A 16601-nucleotide genomic window follows, 5' to 3' on the forward strand; every position below is an offset into this window, starting at 1 on the left:
GTGATCATTCTTTATTGTCAGTCACTTGCAGTGTCGTTGTGGTCGGTATTCTACACCGTATTCCGAGCCCCGAATACAGGTGTTAGAGGAGGCATTCTGGAATCCGTAAAAAATCCCGATCTTTTATTGCAGGTTTTTAGAGGATGTACTAAAACTGCACTCGGCTGTCCCAGGGAGAGAGGGGCAGCACATGCGATTTCGATCCGAAGTACAAGCCGGAGGCTGGCAAATGACAGACCACAAGAATGACCATACCGAGCTGGAAAACAAATCCGAAGAAGCGATCAAGGAAACCGGGGAGCTGACCGAGACGGGCGCGGCCCGTCGTAGCTTCCTGGGCAAACTGGGCAAGGGCGGCGCCGCCCTGGCCGTGTTCGGCATGGGGGCGGAAACCGCCATGCAGACCATGTTCAACCGCAGCACCCTGTCGAGCGCCGTCGCCGCCGGCATCGAGGGCTTCCACGTGGACGGCAAGGTGGACGGGTTCATCTGGCTGAATGATCGCCCGATCAACGGCGAGCTGCCGCCGCACCTCCTGCACGACGAGGTCACCCCGTTCCCCAACATGTTCATCCGCAACAACGGTGTCCCGCCGGAAAAGGCCGGCATCGATGCCGCGGCCTGGACACTCACCGTGCACGGTGAGGCGGCAAATCAGGAGAAGTCCTACACGATCGCCGACCTCAAGGAGAAGTTCGAGCACCACACCCTGCAGATCTGGATCGAGTGTGGCGGCAATGGCCGTGCCGCATTCTCGCCGTCTCCGCGCGGTAACCAGTGGGATCTGGGTGCGGTCGGCTGCCCGACCTGGACCGGTGTGCGCCTGCGCGACGTGCTGGAAGACGTCGGCTACGACGCGGACAAGGCCGTGTACATCGGTTACAAGGCGGGCGATGCCCACCTCAGCGGTCGCGACGACCTGGACGCCCTGTCCCGTGGCTGCCCGATGCGCAAGGCCCTGGAGGACGAGACCCTGATCGTCTGGGCGATGAATGGCGAGGACATCCCGGAACAGCACGGCTACCCGCTGCGCCTGATTACGCCTGGCTTCCCGGGTTCCGCCAGCGGCAAGTGGCTGACCGAGATCCTGGTGCGCGACCGCGAGCATGATGGTCAGGGCATGACCGGCCACAGCTACCGCGTGCCGCGTCATCCGGTGGAGCCGGGTGCTGACGTGCCGAACGAGGACATGGTCGTCCTCGAGGAAATGCCGGTGAAGTCGCTGATCACGTATCCGCAGACCGGCGTCGAGACCTCCGCTGGCAGCACGCTGAAGGTCGAGGGCAAGGCGTGGGATGGCTACGGCGATGTCGAGGAGCTCCACGTGTCGACCGACTACGGGGTGACCTGGCAGAAGGCCGACCTGAAGCGGCCGGTCAACAAGTTTGCCTGGCAAACCTGGGAGGCAGACATCGAGTTCCCCGAGCAGGGTTTCTATCAGGTGTGGGCCGTGGCCACCAACAGCAAGGGCGACCGTCAGCCGATGGTGCTGCCGGGCTGGAACCCGCGCGGTTACGGCAACAACAAGGCCCACCACATCGATGTCCGAGTCAAAGCGTAAGGAGCACTAATGAAGTCGAAGATGGTCCTGTTGTTGCCGGCCATCCTCGGCCTCCTCTGGGTGGCGCCCGCGATCGCGGGCGACCACGTCGAGGCCGCCGAGGAGTACGAGACCGATCCGGAAACCGGCCTGCTCAAGGCCCCGGGGTTCGATACCGTCAAGAATAATTGCACGGTCTGCCACTCGGCCCGGTTGTTCACGAGCCGCGGGTACACCCGCAAGATCTGGCTGGAACAGATCCGCTGGATGCAGGACACCCAGGGGCTCTGGGAGTTTTCTCCCGAAGTGGAGGAAGAGATCCTGGACTACCTGGAAACCTACTACCCACCGAGTTGATCCTGACACGGTGATGACGAAACGCCCCGGCTGGTCCGGGGCGTTTTTTTGTGGCCTCACTGCATGTTGGCAGGGCGTCGCGCGGGTCGGCGGAAGCGCCTCGGGGATCCGGCTATCCGGCGTTGGCGGGTGTGATTGCCCAGCAGCGATGGGGAGGCGGCGGACGGCGGAAATCCTCGTCCAGGGTCTCGCGGGTGATGTCGCGGGCAACGAGCCCGGTCAGCGCCGCGTGGTCCAGCTCGAAGCGGCGACGGTTGGTAGAGAAGTACAGCACGCCATCCGGGGTGAGCAGGCGCGCCGCCGCAAGGATCAGCGGCACATGATCACGCTGGACCTCGAAGTCATCCTCGGTGCGCTTGGAGTTGGAGAAGGTGGGCGGGTCCAGAAAGATCCGCTCGAAGACCATGCCGGGCATGTCGGTGGCGCCCTCCAGCCAGCGCACCACGTCCTCGCGCAGTAGCGTGTGGGTGCCCGGAAGGCGACGGCTGCGGCCATCGCGGATCTCGGCCTCCAGGCCATTGGCGCGGAAGTTCGCCTCGGCCCATTCCAGGTAGGTATTGGACAGGTCCACGGACACGGTCTGGCGTGCGCCCCCCACCGCGGCATGCACGCTGACCGCGGCGGTGTAGCAGAACAGGTTCAGCAGGCGCAGGTCGCGGCATTCCTGCTGCAGTCGCAGGCGCATCGGGCGGTGGTCCAGGAACAGCCCGGAATCCAGGTAGGCATCCAGGTCCACCCGCAGGCGGCAGCCGTGTTCGACCACCGTGAAGGGCGCGGCCTCGGCGGCCTCGGCGCGCTGGTACTGCGAGCGCCCCTTCTGGGTCCGGCGTTGCTTGTAGTGCAGGTGTGCGGGTTCGACGCCGGTGACCTCCAGGGTGGCGGCCAGTGCGCCGCGCAGGCGGGCCTCGGCTCGGGCGGGCTCGACGCTGGCGGGGGCGGCGAACTCCTGCACATGCAGATGCAGCGTCCCGTCTTCCGCCTCGTAGCGGTCAATCTGCAGGGGATATTCGGCCAGGTCGGAATCGTAGATGCGGTAGCAGGTGATGCCCTGGCGCCGCGCCCAGCGGGTCAGGTGACGCAGGTTCTTCTGCAGCCGGTTGGCGAAGTCCGGCGCCGGGTCAGCCGGCGGTTCCTCGCGCCGATGGATCTCGAACTGGAGCAGGTGGCAGGCGAGGGTGCCGTTGTAGAAGCGGTGCTTGTGGCTGGCGCGCAGACCCAGGCGCTGCGAGTCGGTGGTGTCCGCGACCAGCAGGGCGGCATGCCAGCCGCCAAACGCGCTGCGCAGGCGCTCGCCCAGCAGGCTGTAGAGCTTGATCAGCTCCGGTGTGTTGCCGATGCGTTCGCCGTAAGGCGGGTTGCTCACCAGCATGCCGTGATCGGCCGGGGGCTCCAGGGTCAGGGCATCGGCCTGATCGAAGCGCGTGCAGTCGTCCACACTCGCGGCCCGGGCCGCCTTGCGGGCGGCGGCCACAGCGCCCCGGTCGCGGTCGCTGCCCAGCAGGGGCGGGCCCTGCCAGGGGCGCACGGTATCGCGAGCCTCGGCCAGGCAGCGGTCCCAGAGCTCCGCATCATGGCCGGACCAGCCCCGGGCCCGGAATCCCGCGCGCAGCAGCCCCGGTGCGGTACGGGTCGCCATCAGCGCCGCTTCGATCACCAGCGTCCCGCTGCCGCAGAACGGGTCGAGGAACGGCGCGTCCGGATGGGCCTCCAGGTGCTCCGGCCAGCCGGCGCGAATCAGCAGCGCGGCGGCCAGGTTCTCGCGCAGCGGGGCCTGGCCGCCCGCGCCGCGATAGCCGCGCCGGTGCAGGCCCCCGTTACCGATGTCCAGGCTCAGCTGCGCCTGCCGACCCTGCAGTTGCAGCAGTACGCGTACGTCCGGGTCGGCCGCGTCCACGTCGGGGCGTTCGCCGGTGGCGGCGCGAAAGGCGTCGGCGATGCCGTCCTTCACCCGCACCCCGGCGAAATGGGTATGCCGGACGTGCGAACTCTTGCCCGTCACGTCCACCGCGAAGGTGGCCTCGAGACCGAACAGGGCGGGCCAATCCAGGGCCCGGCTGGCGGCGTGGCAGGCATCGCCGTCGGGTTCGTCGAAACGGGCCAGGGGCAGCAGGATGCGGCTGGCCACCCGGCTGCCGAGCAGGCAGCGGTACAGCGTGGCAAGGTCCGCCCGGAAGTGGATGCCGGCGCGGTCCTCGCGCAGGTCCGTCGCGCCGAAGCCCTCCAGCTCCCGCGCGACCAGCGGGGCCAGCCCGCCGGCGGCGGTTGCGAGATACGTGCGGGTTGTGGCCGCCGGGTCGTAGGGCAGGATCGTGTCGTCGGCAGGGGTGTCGGTCATTGCGGGCTCGGACAGGCAGGGCGGGAAGGCCGCTTATTCTGGCACACCCGGCGGCGCGTTCGGCCCCTCAGCGCAGCAGGCGGCGGCGGATCAGGAAGGTCGCGAGGACGATGGCGCCGCCGCCGTAGGCGGCGATCACCGTCAGATGCGGCAGCCAGGCGTCCGGCCAGGCGCCGGTCATCAGCGGGCGGACGATCTCGAGCACATGCGCCAGCGGCAGGGCCAGCGCCAGGCCCTGCACCCAGCCGGGCAGCTCGGTGAGCGGGAAGAACACACCGGAGAGCAGGAGCATGGGGGTTACCGCCAGAGTGAAGTAGTAGAGGAAGAAGTCGTAGCTGCGCGCCAGCGCGGTGATCACCAGCGCCAGCGCGCCGAAGGTGAATGCGGCCAGGAAGATCACCGGCAGCGCGAGCAGTGCGCGGGCATCGCTGACCAGCCCCAGCAGGCTGGCGACGACCAGGATGGTGATGGCGCTGACCAGGCCCTTGGTCGCCGCCCAGACGGCCTCGGCGAAGACGATGTCGTCGAGCGTGAGCGGCGTGGCGAGCATGCCCAGCCAGGTGTTCTGCTCCGCCATGCGGGTGTAGGCGGAATACATGCCCTCGAAGCTGGCGGTGAACATCGCGGAGGAGCAGATGATGCCGGAGGCGATGAACACCATGTAACTCATGCCGTCGAGGTCGCCGACCAGGCTGCCGAAACCGTAGCCAAACGCCAGCAGGTACAGGATCGGCTCGCCGAAGTTGCCGAGCATCGACGGCACGATCAGCTTGCGCCAGACCAGCGCATTGCGCCGCCAGACGGCGACGAAGCGCAGGCTGGGACGGGGCAGCAGGGGCATCGCGGGATGGGCCATCAGTCGCGCAGCTCGTGTCCGGTGAGTTTCAGAAAGACGTCTTCCAGGTCGGCCTCGCGCAGGGTGGGCTCGTGGCCGAGCGCGCGCAGGCGTTCGCGCAGGCGGTCCGGCTCGGTCGTGTAGACCAGCCAGGTATCGGCCACCTGGTGGGCGCGGTCCTTCGCCCCCAGTTCGCGCTGCAGCACATCGCCGGCCCCGGCCCCGCCGACGGTCAGCACCCAGGGTTCGATGTGCTCGGCGATCAGACGGCTGGGGGCGTCACAGGCGATGATGCGGCCGTGGTCGATGATCGCGATGCGATCGCACAGCTCCTGGGCCTCCTCCATGTAGTGCGTGGTCAGCACCAACGTGACCCCGGAGGCGCGCAGCGCCCGCAGCTGGCGCCACAGGTGATGGCGGGCCTGCGGGTCCAGCCCGGTGGTGGGTTCGTCCAGGACGACCACCTCCGGCTCGTTGATCAGGGCGCGTGCCAGGGTCAGGCGTCGCTTCATGCCGCCGGACAGGGCGTCGATACGCGCGCCGCGCTTGTCGTTCAGGTTGACCTGCTCCAGCAGCCGGTCAATGCGCGCCTCCACCGTTGGTCCGGCCAGGCCGAAGTAGGCAGCGTAGGTGCGCATGTTCTCGATCACGGTGAAGTCGGGGTCGAGGGTGTCGAACTGCGGCACGATGCCCAGTCGTTCGCGCACGGCGCGTTCGCCCTCGGGCATCGGCAGGCCCAGGACCTCGACCCGGCCACCGTCGATCGGGGTCATGCCGAGCAGCATGCGCAGGGTGGTGGTCTTGCCGGCCCCATTGGGGCCCAGCAGCCCGAAGAATTCGCCCGGAGCGATCTCCAGATCCACGCCGTCGACCACGTGGATGCCGTCGTAGGTCTTGCGGAGCTGGTCGATACGGATCGCGGACATGGCGGGACTCGCGGCGAAGGGGTGCGCATACCATACCGGTTCGGGTGCCTGCCCCCAATGTCCCGGTGCCGCGCCATGAAAAAGGCCCGGATCGTTCGATCCGGGCCGGTCGTTCTGATACCGCTGCCGGCGTTACGGACGGCTGTAGGTATAACCCTGGTGCTGCAGCCAGGAAATATGGGCCACGCCGCTGGGGATCACGTCGTCCTCGGAGGCATCGAACAGCTCGTCCAGTGCGATGTTGCGCCCGCGCAGGGTGTTCGCGCAGACCTGGAACTCCACGTCCTGCATCTTCAGGTTCTCGATGCGCCCGCGCAGGTTCTCGTTGGTCATCGCGGTCTGGAGCAGGCCGAGGCCATCGCCATGCATGACGACCTTGATGTCCATGTTCTCGGCGCCGACCGCGTTGATGTGGTTCTGGATGTTGCCCATCGCCGCCATGTAGCGCCGTTCGTCATCGTAGTTCACGTGGTAGACGACCTTGTGATAGCCATAGTCGAAGTCGCCCGCGGCGGCCAGGCCGGGGAGGCTCAGCACCATCGCGAGCAAGGCGGGAAGGATCAGTTTCATTGCGTTCATTGCACAGGCTCCTCTCCTGAAACAATCACGAACCCGGGCGGGTCTTGGGTACGCCACGGGGCCTTGCGCCGGGGTTGGCGCGCCGCGACCGGGGGCTTCACTGGGAAGGCGGTCGGCGGCTGTTTATAAGACGCACCGGGCATGCGCCTATTCCCGTCCGGGCGGGCTTGAAGGGGTGTTCTTCGGTTCGGATGGGAGCAAAGAAAAGGGCCCGGGAAGGCCCGGGCCCGAAGCGACGACCGGGAGATGGCGGCCGCCGCGGGGGGAACTTGCCTGAAACGCCTACGGGCGCACGTAGGTGTAGCCCTGCTGCTGCAGATGCGACAGGTGGGCCACGCCGCTCGGGATGATGTCGTCCGCGGAGGCGTCGTAGAGATCATTGGCGATATCGATGTTCCGGCCGACCACGGTGTTGTTGCACACCTGGAAGTCCACGTCCTGCATCTTCAGCTGGTCGACGAAGGCCTTCAGGTCTTCGTTCGACTTGGCGTGCTGCAGCAGGCTGAGCCCGTTTCCATGCATCACTACCTTGATGCTCATGCGGTCGGCGCCAACGGCGTTGATGTGGTTCTGGATGTTGCGCATCGCGCCGATCTGACGCTGTTCGTTGTCGTGGTTTACGTGGTAGACCACTTTCTGTTCGGAGTAGCCGTTGTCGTTGGCCAGGGCGGTGCCCGGCAGGACGAATGCGGCAGCGGCCAGGGCCAGCGGAAGGATGTAGCGTTTTTTCATGATCGGGCTCCTGCTTGTGTTCCCGTGTGTTCGTTGTCGATACGCCCGGGGCGTATGTCGCGCTGCAAGCAGCTGACCGGATCCGGTGGCGGGCTTCCATGCCTTTCGTTTCCGGTTACAGGTAGGACGGGAACTATCCGCGATTATTCCGATCAGAATCTAGATAACTGCCTGATCATATGTAGAAAATTAGAACATTAGGGGATGTTGTTTCGCATGCCCCGGGCGGCGTGCAGGGCCAGGGTCAGGAGTACCAGGCCACCGGCCAGCAGCGTGAAGCGGCCCGGGGCCTCGGCCAGGAACAGCCAGACCCAGAGCGTTCCGAACACCGCCTCCAGGACCAGGAACAGCGCGACCTCGCCGGCCGGCAGGAAACGGGTCGACAGGGCGATCAGCGCGAGTGCCAGCGGGAGCTGGACCAGCCCCATCACGGCGAGTACCGCGAAGCTGTCGAGCGTGATCGCAAGCGGCGAGGCCAGCGGCCAGGCGGTCACGGCCGCCAGCAGCCCGCCCGCCGCGATCACGGCTAGGGAAACACTGATCAATGTTCACGCTCGCGTTGGCACCCCAGGTTTTCCGAGACAAGGCGCGGTGCGCAGCGGGTAGTGGTTCTACCCGCAAGTGGCGCAACGCAGGATCGGGGAACCTGGGGTGCCAACCCCACAAGCCATTGAAAGCAGGGGCTCGGCCGCTTTTGCGCGCGCACAGCGTTGCGGCTCCCTTGTGCAGAATGACTGCACGGCAGTCACCGCGCCTTGTTCGCACGCAAAAGCGACTCGAGCGCGAGCGTGCACATTGATCAGTGTTTCCCTAGGCGATCCACCCGCGGCGAACGCCGCAGCAACGTCAGGTTGATGCCGACCACGAGCGCGGCCATCAGCGCAAGCCCGTCCCCCAGCCAGCCCCCGGCCTCCAGCGACCCGGCAAACACGCCGATGATCCCGCCGAGGCAGACCAGCATCGCGACCCACGTCCGCGGGGGCACCCACTCGCGCAGCAGTACCCCGGAAAACACGGCGGCGAACAGCGGCGAGGCGGCCAGGATCACCACCACGTTGGCCACCGTGGTGTGCAGGATGGCCAGCACGAAGAGGATGGTGGTGGCGGCAAAGCCCGCCGAGACCCAGCCGGCATCCGCGCCGCCCAGGCGCAGGTGGATCCAGGCCCAGCGCCCGTCGAGGACACGCAGCAACAGGGTCAGGGCAAGCGCCATCAGCAGCCCGCGCCAGAAGACGATGTTCATGCCCTGAGTGTCGGCCAGGCGCACCAGCAGCCTGTCGAAGCTGAGCGCCATCACACCGGTGAAGGCGAGCAGCGAGCCGTGCAGGTGTTCACGTTGCATGATTCGGGTCACCCTCCATGTGCCGCTTTTCCAGCGGGGTTGTTACAGTGCGTGGGTACCGTTTTCGGAGTGCCCTATGTCCGCATCCCCCATCCCGCCCGAACTGCAGCCGATCGGGGCCATTGGCCTCGGCATCATGGGCGCGCCCATGAACCGCAACCTCCTGGCCGCCGGGGCCGAAGTTCGTGTCTGGGCACGCCGGCCGGAGACGGCGGAGGCACTCGCGCAGGAGGGGGCGCAGTCGTGCGCGAGCCTCCCGGAGCTGGTTCGCGGCGTGCGGGTTCTGGTGCTGAATGTGTCCGATACGCCGGATGTCGAGGCGCTGATGCTGGGCCCGGACGGCATCCTGGAGCACGCCCGTCCCGGCCTGATCGTGATCGACCACAGCACCATCGACCCGATGCGGACGCGCGCCATCGCGCGCGCGGCCGCCGAACGCGAAGTGACCTTCGTGGATGCCCCGGTCTCGGGGGGCGAGCCGGGTGCCCGCGCCGGTTCACTGAGCCTGATGGTAGGCGGCCCCGCCGCGGTGGTCGAGTCGCTGCGCCCGATCTTCGAGGTCGTGGGATCCACCCTGACGCACGTGGGTGACAGCGGGGCGGGGCAGATCGCCAAGGCCTGCAACCAGCTGGTGGTGGGCGAGACGCTGGTCGCGGTGGGCGAGGCCTTCGCGCTGGCGGAGCAGTCGGGTGTGGATCCGGCCCGGGTCCGCGAGGCGCTGATGGGCGGCTTTGCCAGCTCGCGCATCCTGGAGGTGCATGGCCAGCGCCTGCTGGACGGGGACTTCGAGCCGGGGTTCCAGGTCGGGCTGTATCACAAGGACCTGGGCATCATCGCCGATCTGAGCCGGGACCTTGGGCTCGCGACCGATGGGCTCAAGCCGGTGCGCGAGGCCGTGGATGCAGCGCTTGAGGCCGGGCAGGCCCGGCATGATGTGTCGATCCTCGCCCGCTTCTGCGTGCGCGCCAGCGAACCCGCTTCCTGAGGGGTCAGAGCACGAAGCGCCAGACCAGCCAGGCCAGCGAAAACCCGGCCAGGAAGATGATGCCGGCCCAGGCCAGGGCACGCAGGCCGGGCCCGGGTCGGGCATCCGCCGGCATATCTGGTGACATCACCGCTCGGAAAGTGATCCAGGCGAGGATCGGGGCCGAGAGGAATGACAGGGTGGTCGCGATATCGACGAAGCGTGTGAACTGCTCGCCGGCGAGCCAGATCAGGGTCAACGCCCCGGTGGCGACGATCAGCAGGGCGATGCGATAGCCCCACCATTCCAGCCGGCCCTCGGCGCCCGTGTCCGGGTCGCTGCCCCGGGGCTGGTGGCTGTTCTCGCGCAGCGCGCGCAGGGTGGCCATGATCACTCGAGGGTAGGCGTCGGTCACGGCCAGGGTGGTGGAGAACATCGTGGTCAGCGCCGCGATCGCGATCAGGGAGCGACTCCACTCGCCCAGGCTCTGGGCGTAGAGATCCACCAGCTGCGCCGAGAAGGCGGCCGCCCCCGGGGCGAAGCCGACACCGCTGCCGTACATCAGCAGGGCCCCCAGGAGCATGAACACGAGTGCCAGCGCGGTGGCACCGAAGAAGCCCAGCCGGAAGTCGAACACGGCCTCGCGCACACTGGGGTGATGCCCGGTCATGCGTGCGCGCTCCTGGGTCCAGACCGAATGCCAGGCGGCCACGTCCAGCGGGATCGGCATCCATCCCAGCAACGCCAGCACGAAGGCGAGCCCGGCCAGAGTCCACAGGTTCGACCATTCCCGGGCGCCGGAGAGCGCATGCCAGTCGGGGGCCTCCTGGAACGCCAGGGCGACCGCGACCACGGTGGAGACACTCAGCGCGGCCATGATGATCTTCATGCCCAGATCGAGCCCCTTGTAGGCCTCGACCATCAGGAAGGCGATGCAGGCGGCCAGGATCAGTGCGGAGAGTACGACCATCGACAGGTCCAGCCCGAAGACCAGGGCGAACAGCCCCGCGGTGGTCAGTGTCACCACGGCCTGGATGATGAACAGCGTGCCCAGCGTCACCGCGATGTACAAGCCCAGGGCCCAGTTGCCTAGCCGGTGATAGCCGGTCAGCAGGTTGTGCCCGGTGGCGGCCGCGTAGCGTGGCCCGAATTCCAGAAAGGGGTACTTGAACAGGCAGGCCAGGAGCACGATCGGGATCAGCAGCAGCCCGTATTCGGCGCCGCCACGGGTGGCCTGGACCAGATGCGAGACGCCCACCGCCGCGCCGGCCATCAGCAGGCCGGGTCCGATGGCGGCGCGCAGCGTGGCGCGGGTGGATGCGGTCATGAATCGATGTTTCCTTGATCGGTTGCTGCCGTGCCCGACTGGGGCAGGGCGTCGGTGCTGGCGATGATAATGCGGTCGCGTCCGCTGTTCTTGGCGGCGTACAGGGCCTGGTCGGCGCGGCCCAGCAGCGAATCGGCCGTATCCCCGGGGCGGAAGCTGGCAATGCCGCCGGAGCAGGTCTGGCCGCTGGGCATCGCCGCGCGCAGGCGCTCCAGGATATGGCGCGTCTGCCGGGCATCCGTATGCGGAAACACGATCACGAACTCCTCCCCGCCGAAGCGCGCCAGCAGGTCCGTGGGGCGCAGGCTCGGGCGCCAGGCGCGGACCATGTCGCGGAGCAGGGCGTCGCCGGCGGCATGGCCGTGGGTGTCGTTGTAGCGCTTGAAGTGATCGATATCCAGGAAGGCCAGGGTCAGTGGTCCGGCATTACGCTCGGCCCGCGCGATTTCGCGGTCCAGTTGCTCCTCCAGGTGGCGACGGTTGCCGACCCCGGTCAGTGCGTCGCTGCGGGAGAGGTGTTCCAGTCGCTGCGCCAGTACGTGGGTTTCGCGGAGCAGGCCTGCCATGCGGTACATCACCAGCAGGAACAGCAGGATGGACGCGATCGCGGCCACGCGGATGGTCTCCGTCTCGCCGCCGGCGGTGGCCAGGATCACCATGGGGACCAGCACCGAGGCCGCCCCCAGGATCAGCAGGCGCCGCCCGGAGAGCTCGGCAGGCGAGGTATGGGTTCGCGGTTCCACCCTCGCGGACGGGTGCCATGCGGCCGCCGCGATCAGCGCATAGGCCACGAGCCAGAGGGCGTCGGTCAGCCCGCCTGCCCGGTACCAGCCCGCAGAGTTGCCGTGGGCATACAGCAGGTCGGCGGCCAGATAGGCCAGCATCCCCAGCAGCAGGAAGCTGTGGGCAGTGATGCCCGTACGCTGCAGGAACACCAGGCGCAGCACCAGCACCAGCAGGATGAGATCGGCAACGGGGTAGCCCGTGGAGACCAGCAGTTGCAGCCAGCCGAGTCCGGGGTCGTAGGTGTAGGGGGCGATCAGCAGGGCCCAGCCGAGGACCGCGGCCGAGATCCCCACGATCAGCGCATCCACGAAGGCGCCATCGTTCCGCGCGGCCTGGGCCCCCAAGCGCCACAACGCCACGGCGAACAGCGGGTACACGGCGAGGTAGAAGACATCCGCGGCCGAAGGGAAGGGCTCCAGGCCCTGCAGGTCCAGCCAGTACCAGATGCCGTGCCCCGTGGCGGCCAGTGCCAGCGCGGCGGCGATCAGGGCCCAGGACGAGGCGGCGAACGGGCGTTGAGGGCGCAGGGTGGCGAGGGCAACTGCCACCGCGGCGCCGGCGGTCGTGATGACGTAGAGGGCGCTGGCCAGCGGGCCATGGGGCAGGGCGACATAGGCCATGGCCAGCACCAGGCCGATGCCCAGCAGTACGCCCCAGCCCTCCGGGCGCGGCCGTCGCGCGGTGCGGCGGGCGTCCCTGCTTGCGGCATGCGTGCTGCCACGCTGGATGTCGGCCGATTCCCCCATCGGCCGTATGGTGACAGACCGATGCAGGATTGTCCCGCCTCCGCGGCGGCGCGCGGCTCCCTCCGCAGGGGGGGGCTTAAGGAGACGCTGATTGAATCGCACGTCCGCGCTCGAGTCGCTTTTGCGCGCGAACAAGGCGCGGTGACTGCCGTGCAGTCATTCTGCACAAGGGAACCGCAACGCTGTGCGCGCGCAAAAGCGGCCGAGCCCCTGCTTTCACTGGCTTGTGGGGTTGGTGCCCCCTGTTCCCCGATCCTGCGTTGCGCCGCTTGCGGGTAGAACCACTACCCGCTGCACGACGCGCCTTGTCTCGGAAAACAGGGGGCGCCAACGCGGACGTGCGATTCAATCAGCGTCTCCTTAAAGGCCGATCAGTTCGGCATGCACACCGGAGGCTGTGACCGTGTCCAGCAGCTTGCGGCTGTTGATGCGTTGCGGGTCGTACTCCACCACCATCAGGTGCGGGCGTTCATCGTGGCTGGACGCGGCCATCACGCCCGGGAGTTCGCGCAGGGCGTCCTGGATGCGTTCGCGGGCCGCGTGGTCGGTGTCTTCGTCGATGTGGATGGTGACATCCGCCATATGGGTGCTCATTGCGGGCTCCTTCGGCCGCGGGGCCGTGTGCCTACAACATGAATATAGACGCTGCCGGAGGCGGCTCAAGCACCGTGCCTGGCTGCCGCCGCCGCGGAGGGCTATGGTGAAGGGATGGATACGAACCGGAGAATCACCATGCGAGCGATCTGGCTGGGGCTGGCCCTTGCCGCGGTGGGCAGCAGTGCCGCGCAGGCCGATGTGCTGACGGGCGACACGCTGCTGGAGGCGGCGAACGCGGAGATCACCAACATCGACCAGGAGGGCCTGCAGGACCTGATCGCCAGCGAGCCCGACCACGTGGTGATTGATGTGCGCACACGTACCGAGATTGATCACACCGGCGGGCAGATCCGCTCCAGCGAGACGCTGAATATCCCGCGTGGCTGGATCGAGTTCGAGGTGCCCGGCGAGATCCCGGACAAGGACACGCCGATCGTCGTCTACTGCGGCCAGAACCTGCGCAGTGTGGCCGCCGCGCAGACCCTGCAGCAGATGGGCTACACCAATGTGTACAACTACCCCGGCGGCTTTTTCGAGTGGAAAGACGCCGGGCTGCCGCTGTATGTGCTGGACAAGGCCCGCGACTCGTTCCTCTACGACCGCCCGCAGGAGGTGACCGACGGCGTCTGGTCCGCGATCGGCGCGACCCAGCCCTCCACCTACGAGAACTCCGGCCACAACAACAACCTGTCGTTCATCATCACCGATGATGGCGTGGTGGTGATGAACGCCGGCGACAACTACCTGCTGGCCAAGTCGCTGCATCAGGAGATCAAGGCAATCACCGACCAGCCCGTGAAATACGTGGTACTGGAGAATGCCCAGGGCCACGCGATGCTGGGCATGACCTACTGGCAGGAGCAGGGCGCCACGGTGATCGCGCACAACGATGCCTGGCGCGAGATCGAGGCCAATGGTCAGGCGAGCCTGGAAGCGGCCGCCACGCGCACCCGCGACAAGGCGTTCATGACCGAGCTGGGCACGCCGGACGTCACCTTCGCCACCCGCCTGGACCTGGAGATGGGCGGTGAAACCATTCAGATCCTCTACCTCGGGCCGGGCCACGCGCCGGGCGATATCGCCCTCTGGGCGCCGGAGCGCAAGGTCCTGATCACCGGGGACCTGGCGTTCCATCAGCGCATGCTGCCGATCTTCGAATACACCGATACCGCCGGCTGGATCGAGACCTGGCATGAACTGGAGGCCCTGGAGGCCGAGTACATCATCCCCGGCCACGGCGGCCCGGTGAACGACTTCGACGTGCTGCGCCGCTACACCCACGACTATCTCGTGTACCTGCGCGAGGAGGTCCAGCGCATCCTCGACGAGGGCGGCACGCTGAACGATGCCTACAACATCGACCAGACCGCCTACCGCCACCTGGACACCTACGGCGAACTGCATCGCCAGAACGCCGGCCGCGTGTTCCGCGCCATGGAGTTCGAGGACTTCTGAATCCCAATGCGGAGCGTCCGGGTCCCTCGCCTGTGGGAAGCCAGCCCCTGCCGGCAGGGCGTGGGCAAGGCCTCAATCGCCGAGAGGGCTCGGCTCCTACTGGTCTGGAGTCAGCGTTTGCAGGAGGCCAGCCCCCTGGCCGATGCGGCGCTTGCACAACTGCAATCGGCCGGAAGCCCGGGCTCTTGCAAGGGCGAGGGTGTACGTGGGTCAGCATTTCCCTGGGAAGTACAGCGCGGGAAGTACACCGCGTACGTGAAGGTCGGTTGTGCGGAGAATGGGTCCTGGCAAGAAGGCAGTGCCGGGTCGCATATGGCATTTCCCATATCTTCGCGCTAAATTAGAACGAACGTTCGGTTCGGTATGGGCGATGACAGAGAACCCGAAGCAATCCGTGCGCGGCGCCGCGCTGCGCAAACTGGTACTGGATACCGCGCTCGAGCGGTTCAGTCAGGATGGCTATTTCAATACCTCCATCCATGACATCCGGCGTCAGGCCGGTGTCTCCATCGGCTCGATCTATCACCACTTCGGCAACAAGGAGGCGCTGGCCAAGGCGCTGTACGACGCGCTGCTGCAACGCATGGACGCGGGCCTGACCGAGGTGATGGAGCGCGAGAGCGGTTGCCGAGCACGCTGCGACGGGATCATCGCGTTCCTGTTCCGGGCCGCCAGCGAGGCGCCGCAGACGATGCGTTTCGTGCTCGAGGCGCGGCACCGCGAGTTTCTTCCGGACGAGCCGCCGGTGTGCTCCTCGCAGCCGTTCCAGCGCATGCGCGAGTGCATCGAACAGGGCATGGCCGCCGGCGAGGTCCGGCCCATGGAGATCCCGGTGGCGGCCACCGTCGCGTTCGGTGGCGCCATCCGCCTGTTGCACCTGTACCTCGACGGCGTGCTCGAGAAACCCCTGGCGCACTACCTGCCCGAGACCCAGGAGGCCGCCTGGCGCGCCATCGCGATGCCCTCGGCTAACTGCCCGTAACCCGTTTTTCTACCGAAGGAGAATCCCCGATGAAGATCATTGCATCCCTGTTCCTGCTGCTGACCCTGTCGCTGGCCACCCTGACCGTCCAGGCCGAAGCCCCCACCGACGCCCGCGCCCTGGACGGCGTCGAGCAGGGCCGCGTCGTGTTCGACCTGAACAACAACGACCCGGAGATGCTCGCGCTGTATTTGATGGTGATCCGCGAGACCTTTGAAGACCTGACCGATCAGGGCGTGGACCCGGACATGATCCTCGCCTTTCGCGGGCGGGCCGTGACCATGGTCTCCGAGGATCGCGAGCGCTTCGAGCTAACCGACTTCGACCACCTGGATGCGATCGAGGAACACGTGGCGGCACTGAAGGAGAAGGGCGTGCGCATGGAATCCTGCGCCGTGGCCACCCGCCTGTTCGGCGTCGAGCACGGCGAGCTGCTGCCCGGCATCGAGCCGGTGCGCAACACCTTCGTGTCCCTGACCGGTTACCAGGCCCAGGGCTACGCGGTCATCCCGATCTATTGAGCCTGAAGGGTTCGGGTATCGAGCCCGGGGACGCAACACCCGGGCCTTCACCATGAAAGGAGGAGAACCACCATGCGAAATCGAATGCTGATCCTGTTCCTGGCCCTGCTGTTGCCGTTTGGCCTGGCCTCCACGGCGAGCGCCGAGGGTCTGGACAATCGCGAGGCCACCCAGGGCATCGAGACGATGCGCGCGGTCTACGACATGCGCAAGTCCGACCCCAACGTGATGCTGGCCTACCTGCGCGGCATCGCCACCAACCACGAGAACCTGATCAAGGAGGGTGTGGAGCCGGACCTGCGCATGGTCTTCATCGCCGAGGCGGTCAAGTTCATCAACACCGACCCCGAGCCGGAGGTGGCGATTGATCATGCCGACACCCTGGAGGAGATCGCGAAGGCGGTGGACCGCCTGGACGAGCTGGGTGTGAAGATGGAGGTCTGCGCCGCCGCGACGCGGGCCTATGGTGTGGACAACGACACCATCCTGGATCCGATCCAGCCGGTGCGCAGCGGCTTCATCGCGGTCATGGGCTACCAGAACCAGGGCTACGCGCTGGTGCCGGTTTACTGATCCC

The 16601-nt window shown here is 67.1% G+C and carries 15 protein-coding genes and 2 pseudogenes; 7 read left to right on the forward strand and 10 right to left on the reverse strand.

The genetic code is table 11. The features are described 5' to 3' along the window. Window positions 1-229 precede the first annotated feature (229 nt). Together C996_RS0105760 and C996_RS0105765 are read left to right on the forward strand one after the other, a co-directional pair. A complete protein-coding gene (locus C996_RS0105760; protein ID WP_018866502.1) occupies window positions 230-1561 on the forward strand; it encodes a sulfite oxidase in 1332 nt (443 codons plus the stop codon). Between the two features lie 9 nt (window positions 1562-1570). Further along, on the forward strand, window positions 1571-1897 hold the full coding sequence (locus tag C996_RS0105765) for a hypothetical protein (protein ID WP_018866503.1): 327 nt from the start codon (window positions 1571-1573) through the stop codon (window positions 1895-1897). Between the two features lie 112 nt (window positions 1898-2009). On the opposite strand, the gene rlmKL is transcribed toward C996_RS0105765, so the two are convergent. From rlmKL to C996_RS13760, 7 genes and pseudogenes are all read right to left on the reverse strand, one after another. Next, entirely contained in the window at window positions 2010-4232 is a 2223-nt protein-coding gene (rlmKL, locus tag C996_RS0105770; protein WP_018866504.1) for a bifunctional 23S rRNA (guanine(2069)-N(7))-methyltransferase RlmK/23S rRNA (guanine(2445)-N(2))-methyltransferase RlmL, read from the reverse strand. 67 nt (window positions 4233-4299) lie between these two features. Then, entirely contained in the window at window positions 4300-5088 is a 789-nt protein-coding gene (locus C996_RS0105775; RefSeq protein WP_018866505.1) for an ABC transporter permease, read from the reverse strand. Further along, entirely contained in the window at window positions 5088-5993 is a 906-nt protein-coding gene (locus tag C996_RS0105780) for an ABC transporter ATP-binding protein (protein ID WP_018866506.1), read from the reverse strand. Before C996_RS0105780 ends, C996_RS0105775 begins: the two co-directional genes overlap by 1 nt. A 132-nt stretch (window positions 5994-6125) precedes the next feature. Further along, window positions 6126-6572, reverse strand: a complete 447-nt coding sequence (locus C996_RS0105785) for a DsrE family protein (RefSeq protein ID WP_019583198.1) — start codon at window positions 6570-6572, stop codon at window positions 6126-6128. A gap of 282 nt (window positions 6573-6854) precedes the next feature. Then, complete coding sequence (locus C996_RS0105790) at window positions 6855-7304, reverse strand: DsrE family protein (RefSeq protein ID WP_018866508.1); 450 nt, start codon at window positions 7302-7304, stop codon at window positions 6855-6857. Between the two features lie 197 nt (window positions 7305-7501). Continuing rightward, window positions 7502-7831 (reverse strand): annotated as a pseudogene (locus C996_RS13755) (EamA/RhaT family transporter); the annotation flags it as partial. A 284-nt stretch (window positions 7832-8115) separates the two neighbouring features. After that, a pseudogene (locus C996_RS13760) lies at window positions 8116-8646 on the reverse strand (EamA family transporter); the annotation flags it as partial. Between the two features lie 76 nt (window positions 8647-8722). Here C996_RS13760 and C996_RS0105800 point away from each other — a divergent pair. Continuing rightward, entirely contained in the window at window positions 8723-9631 is a 909-nt protein-coding gene (locus tag C996_RS0105800; protein ID WP_018866509.1) for an NAD(P)-dependent oxidoreductase, read from the forward strand. Window positions 9632-9635: 4 nt separating this feature from the next. On the opposite strand, the gene C996_RS0105805 is transcribed toward C996_RS0105800, so the two are convergent. From C996_RS0105805 to C996_RS0105815, 3 genes are all read right to left on the reverse strand, one after another. Next, window positions 9636-10937, reverse strand: a complete 1302-nt coding sequence (locus tag C996_RS0105805; protein WP_018866510.1) for an NRAMP family divalent metal transporter — start codon at window positions 10935-10937, stop codon at window positions 9636-9638. Further along, window positions 10934-12469: a GGDEF domain-containing protein gene (locus tag C996_RS0105810; RefSeq protein WP_018866511.1), complete on the reverse strand. Its 1536-nt coding sequence runs from the start codon at window positions 12467-12469 to the stop codon at window positions 10934-10936. Before C996_RS0105810 ends, C996_RS0105805 begins: the two co-directional genes overlap by 4 nt. Before the next feature lie 360 nt (window positions 12470-12829). Beyond that, a complete protein-coding gene (locus C996_RS0105815) occupies window positions 12830-13063 on the reverse strand; it encodes a hypothetical protein (RefSeq protein ID WP_018866512.1) in 234 nt (77 codons plus the stop codon). A gap of 138 nt (window positions 13064-13201) precedes the next feature. Between C996_RS0105815 and C996_RS0105820 the strand changes: the two genes are divergently transcribed. The 4 genes from C996_RS0105820 to C996_RS0105835 all read left to right on the forward strand — a co-directional run bounded on the left by C996_RS0105820 (window position 13202) and on the right by C996_RS0105835 (window position 16597). Further along, a complete protein-coding gene (locus tag C996_RS0105820) occupies window positions 13202-14521 on the forward strand; it encodes a rhodanese-like domain-containing protein (RefSeq protein WP_018866513.1) in 1320 nt (439 codons plus the stop codon). Between the two features lie 370 nt (window positions 14522-14891). After that, window positions 14892-15503, forward strand: coding sequence for a TetR/AcrR family transcriptional regulator (locus C996_RS0105825; RefSeq protein WP_018866514.1), 612 nt, complete (start codon window positions 14892-14894; stop codon window positions 15501-15503). A 29-nt stretch (window positions 15504-15532) separates the two neighbouring features. Then, entirely contained in the window at window positions 15533-16024 is a 492-nt protein-coding gene (locus C996_RS0105830) for a DsrE family protein (RefSeq protein ID WP_018866515.1), read from the forward strand. Between the two features lie 72 nt (window positions 16025-16096). Beyond that, the gene (locus tag C996_RS0105835; RefSeq protein WP_026279220.1) at window positions 16097-16597 is read left to right on the forward strand and encodes a DsrE family protein; all 501 of its coding nucleotides are present in this window, start codon (window positions 16097-16099) and stop codon (window positions 16595-16597) included. The last annotated feature ends 4 nt before the right edge of the window (window positions 16598-16601 follow it).

Source organism: Thioalkalivibrio sp. ALE25 (genome assembly GCF_000377285.1).
Taxonomy (GTDB): Bacteria; Pseudomonadota; Gammaproteobacteria; order Ectothiorhodospirales; family Ectothiorhodospiraceae; genus Thioalkalivibrio.

Coding starts and splice junctions, on each gene's coding strand:
- C996_RS0105760 (WP_018866502.1), top strand. CDS start 230: ATGACAGACCACAAGAATGACCATACCGAGCTGGAAAACAAATCCGAA.
- C996_RS0105765 (WP_018866503.1), top strand. CDS start 1,571: ATGAAGTCGAAGATGGTCCTGTTGTTGCCGGCCATCCTCGGCCTCCTC.
- rlmKL (WP_018866504.1), bottom strand. CDS start 4,232: ATGACCGACACCCCTGCCGACGACACGATCCTGCCCTACGACCCGGCG.
- C996_RS0105775 (WP_018866505.1), bottom strand. CDS start 5,088: ATGGCCCATCCCGCGATGCCCCTGCTGCCCCGTCCCAGCCTGCGCTTC.
- C996_RS0105780 (WP_018866506.1), bottom strand. CDS start 5,993: ATGTCCGCGATCCGTATCGACCAGCTCCGCAAGACCTACGACGGCATC.
- C996_RS0105785 (WP_019583198.1), bottom strand. CDS start 6,572: ATGAACGCAATGAAACTGATCCTTCCCGCCTTGCTCGCGATGGTGCTG.
- C996_RS0105790 (WP_018866508.1), bottom strand. CDS start 7,304: ATGAAAAAACGCTACATCCTTCCGCTGGCCCTGGCCGCTGCCGCATTC.
- C996_RS0105800 (WP_018866509.1), top strand. CDS start 8,723: ATGTCCGCATCCCCCATCCCGCCCGAACTGCAGCCGATCGGGGCCATT.
- C996_RS0105805 (WP_018866510.1), bottom strand. CDS start 10,937: ATGACCGCATCCACCCGCGCCACGCTGCGCGCCGCCATCGGACCCGGC.
- C996_RS0105810 (WP_018866511.1), bottom strand. CDS start 12,469: ATGGGGGAATCGGCCGACATCCAGCGTGGCAGCACGCATGCCGCAAGC.
- C996_RS0105815 (WP_018866512.1), bottom strand. CDS start 13,063: ATGAGCACCCATATGGCGGATGTCACCATCCACATCGACGAAGACACC.
- C996_RS0105820 (WP_018866513.1), top strand. CDS start 13,202: ATGCGAGCGATCTGGCTGGGGCTGGCCCTTGCCGCGGTGGGCAGCAGT.
- C996_RS0105825 (WP_018866514.1), top strand. CDS start 14,892: ATGACAGAGAACCCGAAGCAATCCGTGCGCGGCGCCGCGCTGCGCAAA.
- C996_RS0105830 (WP_018866515.1), top strand. CDS start 15,533: ATGAAGATCATTGCATCCCTGTTCCTGCTGCTGACCCTGTCGCTGGCC.
- C996_RS0105835 (WP_026279220.1), top strand. CDS start 16,097: ATGCGAAATCGAATGCTGATCCTGTTCCTGGCCCTGCTGTTGCCGTTT.